The sequence below is a fragment of the Domibacillus sp. F004 genome (assembly GCF_057814295.1).
Genome location: NZ_JBVATB010000016.1, coordinates 1 through 14,401, shown reverse-complemented (window position 1 = coordinate 14,401; position 14,401 = coordinate 1). Strand labels below are relative to the sequence as shown.

Genomic DNA, 14,401 nt, shown 5'->3' with positions numbered 1-14,401 from the left:
GTGGCATTAGCGAAGAGGTCACACCCGTTCCCATCCCGAACACGGCAGTTAAGCTCTTCAGCGCCGATGGTAGTTGGGGGTTTCCCCCTGTGAGAGCAGGACGCCGCCTGGCATGTTAAGACAACTTATAGCTATGGGTTGTCTTTTTTGTTGCATTTTTTCTTTATGATATTATAATAATGGAAGAGAAAATATCTTGAAATTGTCAAATTAATTGTTATGAATATGGTAATAAAGCCTTTACTTTTAATGTTCGGATTTAAGTGTGAACATTCCGAAAAATCTAACATATTGCATGGACCTTGACAGCATACCCGTTCAATTGATAACCTACTAATAATATTTTTCGGTCAGGGAGGCTTAAATATGTGGGAAGATAAATTTAAAAAAGAAGGATTAACGTTTGATGATGTATTGCTTGTGCCGGCTAAATCAGAGGTGCTTCCTAAAGATGTATCGTTGAAGGTAGAACTTACGCCGAGTTTGAAACTGAATATCCCAATGATTAGTGCGGGTATGGATACAGTAACAGAAGGAGACATGGCCATTTCGATGGCACGTCAAGGCGGTCTTGGAATTATTCATAAAAACATGAGTATTGAGCAACAGGCGGAACAAGTAGATAAAGTAAAGCGTTCTGAAAGCGGCGTTATTAGTGATCCATTCTTTTTGACACCGGAACATCAAGTGTTTGATGCTGAACATTTAATGGGCAAATACCGTATTTCAGGTGTGCCAATTGTTAATAATCAGGAAGAACAAAAACTTGTTGGTATTTTAACGAACCGTGACCTTCGTTTTATTCAAGATTATTCAATTTTGATTACAGACGTTATGACGAAAGAAAATCTTGTAACGGCTCCTGTTGGTACAACGCTTCAAGAAGCGGAACAAATTCTTCAAAAATACAAAATTGAAAAGCTCCCACTTATTAACGAACAAGGTGTATTAAAAGGTCTGATTACGATTAAAGATATTGAAAAGGTAATTGAGTTCCCAAATTCAGCTAAGGACGCTCAGGGGCGTCTTCTTGTAGGGGCTGCTGTTGGGGTAACAGGCGATACGATGAAACGTGTTGAACAGCTTGTAAAGTCACAGGTAGACGTTATTGTAATCGATACAGCACATGGTCATTCGGCAGGTGTCATTGAAACAGTAAAAGAAATTCGCTTTGTCTATCCGGAATTAAATATTATTGCGGGGAACGTAGCGACTGGAGAAGCAACACGTGAACTGTTTGAAGCAGGCGTTGACGTTGTGAAAGTAGGAATTGGTCCGGGTTCTATTTGTACCACACGTGTTGTAGCAGGCGTCGGTGTACCGCAAATTACCGCGATCTATGATTGTGCAACAGAAGCGCGTAAACATGGAAAAGCCATTATTGCGGATGGAGGAATTAAGTATTCTGGTGACATTGTGAAAGCAATTGCTGCAGGCGGAAATGCTGTTATGCTTGGAAGTCTTCTTGCAGGCACGACAGAAAGTCCAGGTGCAACAGAAATCTTCCAAGGGCGCCGTTTTAAAGTATATCGTGGTATGGGTTCTGTAAGTGCAATGGAAAAAGGATCCAAAGATCGCTATTTCCAGGAAGATGCGAAAAAATTCGTTCCGGAAGGTATTGAAGGCCGTATCCCTTATAAAGGCCCACTTTCAGATACATTATATCAATTAACAGGCGGACTTCGTTCTGGTATGGGTTACTGCGGAACGAAAGATATTGATGCGCTTCGTGAAAACAGCCAATTTATCCGCATGACGGGTGCCGGTCTTCGCGAAAGTCATCCGCATGATGTTCAAATTACGAAAGAAGCGCCAAACTATTCAGTATAAGATAAAGACGCCTGTCCTAAACGGACAGGCGTCTTTTGCAGTCTTATTTTAGGTATTTCACCATATGATGAAAAGACTCACCAATAATAGTCCATGGCTGAGTAATAGAAAAGCCTATCCGCTCGTACAGGCGGATTGCGGCTTCCTTTTTCATTTCAACATTTAACGAAAGTTTTATGCCTCCACGATCAGCCGCTATATGTTCTGCATGTGTCAAAAGTACTGTACCAATACCAGAACCTCGAAAATCAGGATGAACACAAATTGTATCGATATACCATTCATCTAGATGAGCTTCCCTGTCGAGAAAAATTCGGACAGCTTTCTTTTTATTCAGCCAATTGGACAAGTTTAGATCCAAATCACTCGCATCTGCTCCATAATACAGAACAAGAATCCCTGCTGGAGTGTCGTTTTTTTCTGCAATATATGTATAACGGTATGAATGGCGGTTGTCACTGCGTATAAATAATTTCATTAACGTGGCCTCAGTCGCCTGCTTACTTGTCTCTCCAGTCAGCCGGTATGCAATGTCTCCAATTGCTTCTAAAATGAGTGGTACCGAGAAAGAAGCATCTTCTGGTACAGCTTTTCTTACAATTGTTTTCATATCGTTTACCTCCATCTTTTATTATAAGCTACCTAGGTCGTTTCGCGTCTGTTATTCCAATGAAAATATATGGTACAATAACGAAAGTGTGACATAACAGATGGAGGGGTTTTTTAGTGTGAAAAAGAGAAATGGATATCGGATTGGCGCTTCTTTTTTAAGCGTAATAATGTTGATTAGTTTGTTGACGCCACTTGGAATAAAAGCAAATGCGGCTTTTGATGTGAATGCTTCATCAGCCATTTTAATTGATGCGGATACCGGACAGATTTTATATGAAAAGAATAGCAATGAGCTTCTTGGTGTAGCAAGTATGTCGAAAATGATGACAGAGTATTTACTCCTTGAAACAGTAAAGGAAGGAAAAATTGGTTTTGAAGATACATACCAAGTGTCTGATTATGTATATACTATTTCGCAGGACCGCAGTCTTTCGAATGTGCCGTTGCGTGTAGGCGAAACGTATAGCATTCAAGAGTTGTATGAGGCTATGACGATTTATTCTGCGAATGCTGCAACGATTGCAATTGCTGAAAAAATCGCCGGATCCGAGGAAGAGTTTGTCAAAAGAATGAATGAAAAAGCGAAAGAACTCGGTTTGGAACAATATAAATTTGTAAATTCAACCGGTTTGAGCAATAAAGATTTAAAAGGCAATCATTCAACAGGCAAGGAGACAGATGAAAATATGATGTCTGGACGCGATGTTGCGACGTTAGCTTATCGCTTGTTGAATGATTATCCGGAAGTGTTGGAAACGGCGGGAATTCCAAAAAAGAAATTTCGTGAAGGTACGGATGACGAGATCGCAATGGAAAACTGGAACTGGATGCTCCCTTCACTTGTTTTTGAATATGAGGGTATGACAGGTTTGAAAACAGGAACGACTGATTTTGCAGGCTACTGTTTTACAGGTACGGCTGAACGGAATGGCCAGAAGTTGATCGCAGTTGTCATGGATGCAACAAACGCGAATGGGGAAGGAACATACAATGCCCGCTTTGTGGAAATGGAGAAATTACTTGATTACGGATTTGGTCAGTTTGAGCAACAAGAAATTGTAACAGCTGGAAATCCAATAAAAGGTGCGGAAACACTGCCCGTTCAAAAAGGAAAGGAAAAAGAAGTAGCGATTCAATCAAAGTCAGATGTTGTAATTTGGAAGCAAAAAGGATCAAAAACGAAGTATAAAGCAGAATTAGTATTGAATAGTTCGGAATTGGGTGAAAGTGGGAAGTTAACAGCCCCTGTTGAAAAGGGAAAAGTGGTTGGTTCTACTGTCGTGAAAGATGATCAAGGAAAAAAAGTTTCATTTTTAAAAGCAGTGGATCCTGTACAAATAGAAACGCGTGAAGAAGTAGAAAAAGCGAACTGGTTCACTCTTTCAATGCGAGCGATTGGCGGGGGAATTGCCGGTGGATGGAACTGGATTATTGATAAAGTAACTGGTTGGTTTTAATGAAAATCACCTTCTGCTCTTGACAGAAGGTGATTTTTCGTGTTTAGTATGATTTATGAAATTTATAAAAAATCATACTTTTCGTTAACACATAGGAGGAACTATCAATGAATACTGGAACAGATCGAGTTAAACGGGGAATGGCCGAAATGCAAAAAGGCGGCGTCATTATGGATGTTGTCAATGCAGAACAGGCGAGAATTGCGGAAGAAGCAGGGGCAGTAGCCGTTATGGCACTTGAACGTGTGCCTTCTGATATTCGTGCAGCAGGCGGTGTTGCTCGCATGGCGGATCCACGCATTGTAGAAGAAGTGATGAACGCCGTAACCATTCCGGTTATGGCAAAAGCACGTATCGGTCATATTGTTGAAGCCCGTGTACTTGAAGCGATGGGCGTTGATTACTTAGACGAAAGTGAAGTATTAACCCCGGCGGATGAAGAATATCATTTATTAAAAAGTAATTACACAGTGCCATTCGTCTGTGGATGCCGTGATCTTGGCGAAGCAGCACGTCGTATTGGCGAAGGTGCTTCAATGCTTCGGACGAAGGGCGAGCCTGGTACAGGAAATATTGTTGAAGCGGTTCGTCATATGCGTAAAGTAAATGCACAAGTACGTAAACTTGTTCACATGAATGAAGATGAAGTGATGACCGAAGCCAAAATCCATGGTGCTCCTTTTGAAGTGTTAATGCAAATTAAAAAAGAAGGCAAGCTGCCAGTAGTTAACTTTGCAGCAGGCGGGATTGCAACCCCGGCAGATGCGGCTCTTATGATGGAGCTTGGCGCAGACGGCGTATTTGTCGGATCTGGTATTTTTAAATCAGAAAATCCAGCCAAGTTTGCCCGCGCAATTGTAGAAGCAACTACTCACTACCAAGACTACAAATTGATTGCAGAACTTTCAAAAGAGCTTGGAGAGCCGATGAAAGGTCTTGAAATTGCTGGTATCGCAGCTGCTGATCGTATGCAGGAGCGCGGCTGGTAATGACAAAGATCGGTGTACTTGGATTACAGGGTGCCGTTCGGGAACATGTACGATCAATTGAAGAAAATGGCGCACAAGCGGTCATCGTAAAATGGCCGGAACAGTTGGCTGAGCTTGACGGCTTGATTTTGCCGGGTGGGGAAAGCACAACGATGCGCCGCTTGATTGACCGGTACGGATTTATGGAGCCGCTTCGCTCGTTTGGAGAATCCGGCCGACCAATGTTTGGAACATGTGCAGGTCTGATTCTTCTCGCGGGTGAAGTAGTCGGATATGATGAACCTCACCTTGGATTAATGAATATCACGGTTGAACGGAATTCATTTGGCCGCCAAAAGGAAAGTTTTGAAGAAAATCTCATGATTAAAGATGTAGCGGATGATTATAATGCTGTTTTTATTCGGGCGCCGCACATCGTTTCAGTTGGAGAAGAGACAGAAGTACTGGCGGAATGTGATGGACGGATTGTTGCAGCACGCGACCGTCATTACCTCGGCTGTTCATTTCATCCGGAGCTGACGGACGACCATCGCATTACGCGCTTCTTTATCGGCATGGCGGAGCAGGCGAAAGCGTTACTTGCACATTCATAAAAAATATAGTACATTGAATTTGAATCGAATAGTAAAACGCGATGAAGGAAGCCAGTAGCTTGATATTTCTTCAAAAGAGAGCCGGTGGGTGGTGCGAACCGGTGTGGAAGTCAGGTGAATCCGTTCTGGAGCGGGGATGCTGAAATATGAGTAGGCATTAACCGGCGTAGGCCGTTAAAACGTTATTTGAGAGGAAAGCATATTATATGCTTTCAATCAGGGTGGTAACGCGGAATATAACTTCCGTCCCTTTTATTAGGGGCGGAAGTTTTTTTATTTTTAAAAAGGAGGAATTGGACATGCTGGATATGAAGTATTTGCGTTCAAATTTTACTGAAGTGAAAGAGCGTCTGAAGTTTAGAGGCGAAGATATGAGTGCGTTTGAAGACTTTGAAGTGCTTGACCAAAAACGACGGGAGCTGCTTGGACAGACGGAAGAATTGAAAAGTAAGCGAAATAGTGTATCACAGGAAGTTGCCCGCTTAAAAAAGGAAAAGCAGGATGCGGATTCTTTGATTGTCGAAATGCGTGAAGTTGGCGAAAAAATTAAAACATTTGACACGGAGCTTCGTGAGACGGAAGAAAAGCTTGAAAGACTACTTCTCAACATGCCCAATATTCCGCATGAAAGTGTCCCAGCAGGCGAATCAGAAGAGGATAATGTTGAAATAAGACGTCATGGGGATATCCGTGAATTTGATTTTGAAGCAAAACCCCACTGGGATGTCGCAGCAGATCTTGATATTTTAGATTTTGAACGTGCGGGCAAAGTAACAGGCAGCCGCTTTACATTTTACAAAGGAGCAGGTTCAAAGCTTGAACGCGCCTTAATCAGTTTTATGCTTGATCTGCATACAGAGGAGCATGGCTACACTGAAATGATGCCTCCGTATATGGTCAACAGGGCAAGTATGACAGGTACAGGACAGCTGCCAAAATTTGAAGAAGATGCGTTTCGGGTTGAGACGGATGATTATTTCTTAATCCCGACGGCAGAAGTACCAGTGACGAACTATCACCGTGATGAAATTTTAAATGGACATGATCTGCCGATTAGTTACGCAGCGTACAGCGCATGTTTTCGTTCGGAAGCAGGATCTGCAGGACGGGATACACGCGGATTAATTCGCCAGCACCAGTTTAATAAAGTTGAAATGGTACGTTTTGTAAAACCAGAAGATTCTTATGATGAGCTTGAAAAATTAACGGGCCATGCTGAAAAAGTACTTCAATTGCTTGGACTTCCATACCGTGTATTAAATATGTGTTCAGCAGATCTTGGTTTTACTGCTGCAAAAAAATATGATATCGAAGTATGGCTTCCGAGCTATAATACGTACCGTGAAATTTCTTCTTGTTCAAACTTTGAAGGATTTCAAGCACGCCGTGCGAATATTCGTTTCCGCCGGGAAAAAACCGGGAAACCAGAACATGTGCATACATTAAATGGATCTGGTCTTGCGATTGGCCGCACGTTCGCCGCCATTATTGAAAATTATCAGCAGGAAGACGGCAGCGTCATCATTCCGGAAGTGCTTCGTGGATACATGGGTGGCAAAGAGCGAATTACAAAAAATTAATAACTATATTTTGGAAAGATTGTTTTACTTATTTCATCCTTAGAAAAAGGTTGACGAAAGAGGAAAGAGTATATATGATAATATTCATAAGGATAATCGGATATAAAATATGCCTGTGATAATAAAAGTATATACTGTAGCGTTACTGATCAGACAACTGAAAGTACACACTGTTTCTTTTAATGGTGTGTACTTTTTTTGACCAAATTTAAGAATAAAGGAAGGATGAAAAAATTATGATGAAAGCAGTTGTGATCTATGGAGGAAATAGCAAACAATCTAGATTAAAAGGAATTCTTGATAAAGTGGATTACTTTTTTCAAAAGGAAGGTTTTTCATCAGATACGATTTACGTACATGAGCTGCCTGCCAATGATTTAATTCAAGCTAATTATAAAAGTGAAGCGATACTTGAAGCGAATGCAAAAGTGGAATCCGCACAAGTCGTTGTTGTACTCACACCTGTTTATAAAGCAGCATACACAGGTATTTTGAAAACGTATCTCGATTTACTTCCTCAAAAAGGACTGGAAGGCAAAACCGTTTTGCCACTTGTTTTAGGCGGCTCATTTGGGCACTTGCTTGTCATTGATTATGCATTAAAACCAGTGCTGTCAGCGCTTGGAGCGACGGATATATTGGGCGGTGCATATGTACTTGATACGCAAATTGAGTATACAGAAAATAATCAATATTTGATCTCGCCGGAAGCGGAGGAACGACTTGATCGTGTACTAAACACGCTTAAAGAAAAGATGAAACAAAAATCGTAACAATAGGTAAAAAAGATTTGGAAAATGTATTGACGGATTTATTTGTTTTATGATAAATTAAGTCTTGTCGATACGGAGGGATACCCAAGTCTGGCTGAAGGGATCGGTCTTGAAAACCGACAGGGGAGTCAAATCCCGCAGGGGTTCGAATCCCCTTCCCTCCTCCATAATTAATATAATTAACTATAGGTTTAAAGATAAAATGTCCACCTGGATTTATCCAGATGGACATTTTTTATTTTTTAATGACAGTAAATCGATCAGATAACAGCAGCCAGTTTTGTGGAAAGGAAAGACCAATTCTCCAGTAGGCCATTCCACGCAGTTTCAGTTCTTTTAATAATGAAAATTTTGCATCAATCGAACGGGCATCTTCAAACCATATTTTATGCAGACGTCCGTTTTCATCTGTGTAGTCAATGTAAGGTGCTTGAGATACACGATCGTAACGAATAGATGCCTTATATTGGACAGCGAGGCGAATTGCTTCTTGAGGGCTGATTGCTCGGGCAGGCGGATTGCCGGGCTTATATGGAAGAGTCCAGTCATAACCGTATAGATTTTGTCCCATTACAATTTTAGAAGCAGGCATTTCGGTTAGAGCATATGTTAATACGTTTCGAACAGGGCCGATGGGTGACACAGCCATTGGCGGTCCAAAACTGTATCCCCATTCATATGTCATAATGATACTAAAGTCGACAATTTCCCCGTGCGCTTTATAATCATGTCCTTCATACCATTTTCCAGGCTGATTTGCACTCGTTTTTGGCGCAAGAGCTGTTGATACTGTTTTCCCTTCATTATGAAATCGCTCTGTTGCCCGCCGTAAGAAACGATTGTATGCTTCTCGGTCTTCGGGCCGTAAATATTCAAAATCAAAATGAATGTCGTGAAAGTTAGACTCGCGGGCGATGCGGCTTATGTTGTCCAAAAGTGTTTGCTGTACTTCTTCATCATTTAATAAGATACGGCCAAGCTCGTCGCTAAACTGGCCATTTTCTTGATTAGTGATATCCATCATGAGAACAACGCCATTCTGTTCGGCGACCGGTTGCAACTGCTGAATCGCAGGTTCTTCTAGTGTGCCATCTCGTTTCGCATTAAAACTAACCGGTGCGAAATACGTTAAATGGGGAGCAGCTGTGCGAGCACTGGTTAAAAGTGCCGCGGAATAACCGGAAGCAGATGGCTGAATATAGCCTGTGAATTCTGCTCGCGTTTTCGGTGCCATTGGAATACGAAGCTCTCTTCCAATTTGCAGCGGGACAGATTGCGACAACCCATTTAATCGTGCAAGTTCTTCTACTGTTACTCCATATTTCCTGGAAATACTCCACAAACTGTCACCAGCGGCAACAATATGGAAATTACCGGAAACTGGGATAACGAGAGCCTGGCCGACGACAAGAGTATCGGGATTTGGCAACTGATTCGCCTGGCTGATCGTCTGTGAAGTCGTTCCATACCGTCTTGCAATTTGAAATAACGTATCACCGCTTTTGACAACATAAATATGCAAAAACGTATCCCCCTCTCTGTACTATTTGTACAAAGAAAATACGTTATTTATGCCTGTTGTTTTATTGCATTGATTAATTCAGGAATAGGTCGAGTATCTGCGCCTAAAATGATCTGCATCATTTGAAGTGCATATTCATTACATTCGGGGTGTTCAGATGCGATCGCATCTTGTGGGACATACACGTCAAATTCGCGCATATACGCATCGTTCGCTGTAAAAAACACACATATGTTTCCAGCAACGCCGGTTACAATGACTGCCTTCGTATCGAGTTCTTGAAGCAGTGTGTTTAAAGCAGTCTCGTAAAATGCGGAATGTTTTGGTTTAATAAGGAAATAATCGCTATGATCGGGTTTCATTTGCTGTATAATAGGAGCGCTCAAATCATTTTGAGTATGATCAATAAGAAGACCTATATCAGCTTTCCATAACTTATAATGATCATTTACATAAATGACCGGTATACTATTCGACTGACAATATTTTTTAAGCGTTAAAATAGGTGGGACGATATTGTGGGTCAATTCGGCTAATTGCTTGCCTTTTGGAAAAGCGAAATCATTAATCATATCCACAATAATTAAAGCAAACTTTTTCTTCATGTTTAAACCTCCTTGTTTTATAGTCTTACCCGAATTTTTGCAGAAAGGATCATGGGAAATGGATGAATTTTTTATGAAACTGGCTATAGAAGAAGCAAAGAAGGCAGAGCTGCTCGGTGAAGTGCCAATTGGGGCCGTTATTGTAAAAAACAACGAAGTCGTTGCTTCTGCCCACAATTTACGGGAAACAACGAAAAATGCTGTTACCCACGCCGAACTTTTAGCCATTGAAAAAGCATGTGAAGTCATGGGATCATGGCGACTGGAAGAGACAACCCTTTATGTCACATTGGAGCCGTGTCCAATGTGCAGTGGAGCGATATTATTATCACGTATTGATCGAGTGGTATATGGGGCCATGGATCCAAAGGCAGGATGTGCAGGTACATTGATGAACTTACTTGATGACAGCCGGTTTAATCATCGCTGTGAGGTTGTATCGGGCATTTTGGGGGTAGAATGTGGGATGTTGCTGACAACGTTCTTCCGAAAGTTACGTCAAAAGAAAAAGGAACTGAAGCAAAAAGAGAAGTGATGGTAAATCATTGCACATTGCAATTTATTGCGTTTGGTGGTACAATTGTCTTTGCCGTGCTAGGTGGGGAGGTAGCGGTGCCCTGTATCCGCAATCCGCTCTAGCGGAACTGAATTCCTTCTCGAGGCTGTTTAACTGTAGGGCCTGCCTTTTGCAAGTGGTGTTGAAGCCTGGGTCCTGCGCAATGAGAACCCATGAACCATGTCAGGTCCGGAAGGAAGCAGCATTAAGTGGACTTTCTCATGTGCCGCGGGGCAGCCTGGGCCGAGCTAACTGCTTAAGTAACGCCTATGGTTAGCAGTCGACAGAAGGTGCACGGTATACATAATGAAAAAGACATCCGGCTTGCCGGATGTCTTTTTTGTTGTGTTTTTTAATAGTAAAGGTGTGTACGTTCGTTTATAATGGAGCAAGGAATGTGAAGGAGGAAGACAATGAGTTATCAGGCATTATACCGTGTATGGCGGCCGCAAACTTTTGCAGATGTCGTTGGGCAGGAGCACATCACAAAAACGCTTCAAAATGCTCTCCTTCAGGATAAAATCTCACATGCTTACTTATTTTCTGGTCCGCGCGGTACAGGAAAAACAAGTGCGGCTAAAATTTTGGCAAAAGCGGTTAACTGTGAAAATGGTCCGGCAGCTGAACCATGCAATGCATGTTTATCTTGTCATGGTATTTCTGATGGATCAATTCAAGACGTGATTGAAATTGATGCAGCTTCAAACAATGGGGTCGATGAAATTCGCGATATTCGAGATAAAGTAAAATATGCGCCGGGTTCTGTTCGGTATAAGGTGTACATTATTGATGAAGTGCATATGCTTTCAACAGGTGCTTTTAATGCTTTATTAAAAACACTTGAAGAACCTCCTAAGCATGTTATGTTTATTTTGGCGACAACTGAACCTCATAAAATTCCATTAACAATTATCTCCCGTTGTCAGCGATTTGATTTTAAACGAATTACTGCACAAGCGATTACAAGCCGTATGGAACTTATTTTAAATGAAACAGATACACCATTCGACAAAGCAGCACTTCCAATTATTTCTCGTGCCGCTGAAGGTGGAATGAGGGATGCGCTCAGTCTTCTTGATCAGGCAGTTTCTTACAGCCGTGACCAATTGACGGAAGAAGACGCGCTCACTGTAACAGGCACAGTCGGACAGGAAAAGTTGAATGTGATTGCCGAGTTTGTTTATGAACAGAAAGCGGCGGAAGCGGTTCAGACGCTGCATGGTCTCTTGATGGAAGGGAAAGACCCCACTCGCTTTATAGAAGATTTTATCTTGTATTTCCGCGATATGCTTCTCTATAAAATGGCGCCAAATCTTGAAGAGTCGATTGAACGGACGATGACGGATACAGCATTTATTGAAATAGCTGATCAATTTTCTGAGCAGGCAATCTATGAATACATTGACACGTTAAATAAAACGCAGCAGGATATGAAATTCACAAATCATGCTCGTATCTATCTTGAAGTGGCGCTTGTGAAAATGTGCAGGATGACTGTAAAAAAAGTGTCTGCTGCCTCTACACCGGACATAGAAGAGTTGATTGAAAAGGTGGGCAGGCTTGAGCGGGAAGTGCAAGAGTTGAAAAAGCGGCCAGCAGCAGCTGTGGAACAGGAAGCAGTGCGCCAAACTATAAAAAAACCGGTTCGCTCGGGCACTCAATTTAAAGTCGCTGTCCCACAAGTTGAGAAAGTGTTATCAGAGGCAACAAAGCAGGATATCCAAAATATTAAAAGCCGTTGGAGCGACATGATAGGATACTTAAATGAACGTCAAATGCGTTCGCAGGCTGCCCTTTTAAACGATGCAGAACCAGTCGCTGCTTCAAATGATTCATTTGTGTTAAAATTTAAATATGAAATTCATTGTCAAATGGCTTCAGATAATAAAGCGTTTATCGATTCTATTTCGACAATTTTGAATGAGCTGACAGGCAAACCGTACCGTCCTCTTGTCGTGCCAGAAGAATCCTGGCTTGAAATACGTCGTTCTTTTTTGAAAAAACAAAAAGAAGATGGCACGTACATACTTCCTGTTGACGCACCTAACAGTGATATACAGGAAGAAGAAGAGGATCCACTCGTTTCGGAAGCATTGAAGCTTGTCGGTGAGAAGTTTCTTGAAATTAAAGACTAAATTACACGGAGGATGAGGAACATGATGCGTGGCGGAAATATGCAAAATATGATGAAACAAATGCAGAAAATGCAGAAGCAGATGCAGGAAGCGCAGGAAGAGCTGGCAGAAAAGAAATTTGAAGGTTCTTCTGGCGGCGGAATGGTGAAGATTACTATTTCGGGGCAAAGAGAAATTGTCGATGTACAAATTAAAGAAGAAGTTGTGGATCCAGATGACATTGATATGCTGCAAGACCTTGTCCTAGCAGCGGTTAATGATGGATTAAAAAAAGTGGATGAGGAAACAAACCAGAAGATGGGGAAGTTTACGAAAGGGATGAATCTTCCTTTCTAAAAGGAGGCATTAACGAATGTATTATCCTGAACCAATTACAAAATTGATCGACAGCTTTATGAAACTGCCGGGCATTGGGCCGAAAACTGCGGCTCGCCTGGCTTTTTTTGTTTTGAATATGAAAGAAGAAGATGTGCTTGATTTTGCTAAAGCGCTCGTTAATGGAAAACGTGATCTTGGTTATTGCTCTGTCTGTGGGCATATTACCGATCAAGATCCATGCGTGATTTGTAAGGATGAGCGGCGTGACCGAAGTATGATCTGTGTTGTACAAGATCCAAAAGACGTGATTGCAATGGAGAAAATGAAAGAATACAATGGTCTGTACCATGTATTAAACGGTGTTATTTCTCCAATGGAAGGAATCGGACCAGAAGATATCAATGTACCTGATCTTTTGAAGCGTCTTCAGGACGAGACGATCAAAGAAGTAATATTAGCGACAAATCCCAACATCGAAGGGGAAGCGACAGCTATGTATATTTCTCGTCTCCTAAAGCCATCTGGTATCCGTACAACTCGTATTGCTCATGGGCTGCCAGTTGGCGGTGATCTGGAGTATGCAGATGAAGTAACACTATCTAAAGCAATTGAAGGCCGCCGTGAGTTATAGGAGGATTTATTGACGATGTTTTTTCGGAAAAAGCAAAAGATAAACGAAATATACGATAAAAAATTAATTGGCTTGCTCAATCGTTCTCAAAAAGAATGGTTTCAGCACCGGGAACTCCTCCGACTTAGTTTTGAACAAAACGATGAGCTGGAGGCACAGACGAAAGCAGCACAGGCGAAATACTTTTTCCTTTTCAGAGAAGCAAAAAAGCGTCAAATACGCATAAAAGAATAAAAAGCTCCCATAAGATAATAAGGGAGTGTGATGATAAATGAGAAAAATACTATTGTTTGCAGCGCAGGTTTGTAAAAGAGTAATTATAGGCGCTTTTTCTCTTTATATAATAAATATATTGGTTAACTACACAGGTTTGCATATCCCAATGAACCTCATGACAGCGCTAATAGCAGGTTTTCTCGGGCTGCCAGGTATTTTTATGCTGGCAGCTATTCAAATGTATATTTTTAAATAAAAAATGTTGACTTGTTTGCTTCGTAATGATATATTAGTAAACGTTGCCGCTGGAAAGCGAAAAACAATATTGGAAAAGCATTAAAGATTTATTGACATTTAAAATGAAATAAGATAGAATAATAACTGTCTATTTAAATGAGTAGTAGATTGAACATTGAAAACTGAACAAAATCAATAAAAACGTCAACGTTTTAGTTTTAATCTTATCTGGCAGATGCTCGTCATCTGCAGATAAACAAATGAGCAAGTCAAACACTTTTTGGAGAGTTTGATCCTGGCTCAGGACGAACGCTGGCGGCGTGCCTAATACATGCAAGTCGAGCGGA

At 41.4% G+C, this 14,401-nt stretch carries 15 protein-coding genes, 1 tRNA gene, 2 rRNA genes, 1 other RNA gene and 1 other annotated feature; of the genes, 16 read left to right on the top strand and 3 right to left on the bottom strand.

The genetic code is table 11. From position 1 onward, the window contains the following. Both rrf and guaB read left to right on the top strand, forming a co-directional pair. Window positions 1–112 (top strand): 5S ribosomal RNA (rrf, locus tag ACZYRN_RS19130); the annotation flags it as partial. A 254-nt stretch (window positions 113–366) separates the two neighbouring features. After that, window positions 367–1,830 (top strand): IMP dehydrogenase, encoded by a 1,464-nt coding sequence (gene guaB, locus ACZYRN_RS19125; protein WP_488913171.1) that lies wholly within the window; start codon window positions 367–369, stop codon window positions 1,828–1,830. A gap of 43 nt (window positions 1,831–1,873) precedes the next feature. On the opposite strand, the gene ACZYRN_RS19120 is transcribed toward guaB, so the two are convergent. Continuing rightward, window positions 1,874–2,440, bottom strand: a complete 567-nt coding sequence (locus ACZYRN_RS19120; RefSeq protein WP_488913170.1) for a GNAT family N-acetyltransferase — start codon at window positions 2,438–2,440, stop codon at window positions 1,874–1,876. Window positions 2,441–2,558: 118 nt separating this feature from the next. Here ACZYRN_RS19120 and ACZYRN_RS19115 point away from each other — a divergent pair, with 118 nt between their 5' ends. The 6 genes from ACZYRN_RS19115 (at window position 2,559) to ACZYRN_RS19090 (ending at window position 8,001) form a co-directional block, all read left to right on the top strand. After that, the gene (locus tag ACZYRN_RS19115) at window positions 2,559–3,899 is read left to right on the top strand and encodes a serine hydrolase (RefSeq protein WP_488913169.1); all 1,341 of its coding nucleotides are present in this window, start codon (window positions 2,559–2,561) and stop codon (window positions 3,897–3,899) included. Between the two features lie 107 nt (window positions 3,900–4,006). Next, entirely contained in the window at window positions 4,007–4,888 is an 882-nt protein-coding gene (pdxS, locus tag ACZYRN_RS19110; RefSeq protein ID WP_488913168.1) for a pyridoxal 5'-phosphate synthase lyase subunit PdxS, read from the top strand. After that, a complete protein-coding gene (pdxT, locus tag ACZYRN_RS19105; RefSeq protein WP_488913167.1) occupies window positions 4,888–5,481 on the top strand; it encodes a pyridoxal 5'-phosphate synthase glutaminase subunit PdxT in 594 nt (197 codons plus the stop codon). Before pdxS ends, pdxT begins: the two co-directional genes overlap by 1 nt. 32 nt (window positions 5,482–5,513) lie before the next feature. Next, window positions 5,514–5,735: a binding site (T-box leader), on the top strand. A gap of 45 nt (window positions 5,736–5,780) precedes the next feature. Continuing rightward, window positions 5,781–7,061, top strand: coding sequence for a serine--tRNA ligase (gene serS / locus ACZYRN_RS19100; protein ID WP_488913166.1), 1,281 nt, complete (start codon window positions 5,781–5,783; stop codon window positions 7,059–7,061). Window positions 7,062–7,297: 236 nt separating this feature from the next. Next, window positions 7,298–7,834, top strand: coding sequence for an NADPH-dependent FMN reductase (gene ssuE / locus ACZYRN_RS19095; protein WP_488913165.1), 537 nt, complete (start codon window positions 7,298–7,300; stop codon window positions 7,832–7,834). A gap of 74 nt (window positions 7,835–7,908) precedes the next feature. Next, window positions 7,909–8,001 (top strand) — tRNA-Ser (locus ACZYRN_RS19090). A gap of 68 nt (window positions 8,002–8,069) precedes the next feature. Here the strand turns inward: ACZYRN_RS19090 and ACZYRN_RS19085 are convergent. Further along, on the bottom strand, window positions 8,070–9,356 hold the full coding sequence (locus tag ACZYRN_RS19085) for a glycoside hydrolase family 18 protein (protein ID WP_488913164.1): 1,287 nt from the start codon (window positions 9,354–9,356) through the stop codon (window positions 8,070–8,072). A gap of 47 nt (window positions 9,357–9,403) precedes the next feature. Further along, entirely contained in the window at window positions 9,404–9,961 is a 558-nt protein-coding gene (locus tag ACZYRN_RS19080) for a cysteine hydrolase family protein (protein WP_488913163.1), read from the bottom strand. A 58-nt stretch (window positions 9,962–10,019) separates the two neighbouring features. On the opposite strand from ACZYRN_RS19080, the gene tadA reads away from it, so the two are divergent. The 8 genes from tadA to ACZYRN_RS19040 form a co-directional block, all read left to right on the top strand. Then, window positions 10,020–10,496, top strand: a complete 477-nt coding sequence (tadA, locus tag ACZYRN_RS19075; RefSeq protein WP_488913162.1) for a tRNA adenosine(34) deaminase TadA — start codon at window positions 10,020–10,022, stop codon at window positions 10,494–10,496. A gap of 54 nt (window positions 10,497–10,550) precedes the next feature. Beyond that, window positions 10,551–10,815, top strand: an RNA gene (gene ffs, locus ACZYRN_RS19070) — signal recognition particle sRNA large type. 115 nt (window positions 10,816–10,930) lie between these two features. Beyond that, the gene (gene dnaX / locus ACZYRN_RS19065; RefSeq protein ID WP_488913161.1) at window positions 10,931–12,652 is read left to right on the top strand and encodes a DNA polymerase III subunit gamma/tau; all 1,722 of its coding nucleotides are present in this window, start codon (window positions 10,931–10,933) and stop codon (window positions 12,650–12,652) included. Window positions 12,653–12,676: 24 nt separating this feature from the next. Continuing rightward, window positions 12,677–12,988 carry a YbaB/EbfC family nucleoid-associated protein gene (locus ACZYRN_RS19060; protein WP_488913172.1) on the top strand — a complete coding sequence of 104 codons (312 nt, stop codon included), beginning with the start codon at window positions 12,677–12,679 and terminating at the stop codon, window positions 12,986–12,988. Window positions 12,989–13,004: 16 nt separating this feature from the next. Continuing rightward, window positions 13,005–13,601 carry a recombination mediator RecR gene (gene recR / locus ACZYRN_RS19055; protein WP_488913160.1) on the top strand — a complete coding sequence of 199 codons (597 nt, stop codon included), beginning with the start codon at window positions 13,005–13,007 and terminating at the stop codon, window positions 13,599–13,601. Window positions 13,602–13,616: 15 nt separating this feature from the next. Then, window positions 13,617–13,835 carry a YaaL family protein gene (locus ACZYRN_RS19050; protein ID WP_488913159.1) on the top strand — a complete coding sequence of 73 codons (219 nt, stop codon included), beginning with the start codon at window positions 13,617–13,619 and terminating at the stop codon, window positions 13,833–13,835. Window positions 13,836–13,872: 37 nt separating this feature from the next. Beyond that, on the top strand, window positions 13,873–14,073 hold the full coding sequence (locus ACZYRN_RS19045) for a pro-sigmaK processing inhibitor BofA family protein (protein WP_488913158.1): 201 nt from the start codon (window positions 13,873–13,875) through the stop codon (window positions 14,071–14,073). Between the two features lie 258 nt (window positions 14,074–14,331). Next, a 16S ribosomal RNA gene (locus ACZYRN_RS19040) occupies window positions 14,332–14,401 on the top strand; the annotation flags it as partial.